This window comes from Streptomyces sp. AC627_RSS907, assembly GCF_019049165.1.
Genome location: NZ_JAGMUE010001390.1, coordinates 1 through 605, shown reverse-complemented (window position 1 = coordinate 605; position 605 = coordinate 1). Strand labels below are relative to the sequence as shown.

At 74.4% G+C, this 605-nt stretch carries 1 protein-coding gene; it reads left to right on the top strand.

Annotated features, from left to right (window positions below; translation table 11 throughout):
* Positions 1–605 (top strand): solute carrier family 23 protein (locus KUM32_RS42060; RefSeq protein ID WP_254406818.1); only part of this gene is annotated, 605 nt, incomplete at both ends.

Sequence of the window (605 nt, the reverse complement as noted above, 5' to 3'; positions counted from 1 at the left end):
CGCCGTGGTCGTGCAGGCGGTCGGCGACCTGCCGGCCGCGACCTGGGGCGGCCGGCCGCCGGAGCTGCCGGAACACGCCGTCTCGCGGCCGGACTTCTCGCTCATCGGGCAGGTGGAGTTCGGCGGCTGGGGCGAGATCGGCGGCGTGACCGTCGGCGTCATCGTCTTCACGCTGGTGCTCGCCGGCTTCTTCGACGCCATGGCCACCATCATCGGCGTCGGCACCCAGGCCCGGCTGGCGGACGAGCGGGGCCGCATGCCCGGGTTGAGCAGGGCGCTGTTCGTCGACGGCGCGGGCGGGGCCGTCGGCGGCGTGAGCGGCGCGTCGGGCCAGACGGTCTTCATCGAGTCGGCCACCGGCGTCGGCGAGGGTGCCCGCACCGGGCTCGCCAGCGTCGTCACCGGCCTGTTCTTCGCGGCCTGCCTCTTCCTCACGCCGCTCACCCAGATGGTGCCGGCCCAGGTGGCCGCCGCGGCCCTGGTGGTGATCGGCGCGATGATGCTGCGCGACGCCCGCCACGTGGACTGGGCCGACCACACGGTGGCCGTGCCGGTGTTCCTGACCGTGGCGCTCATGCCGTTCACGTACTCGATCACCGTCGGCG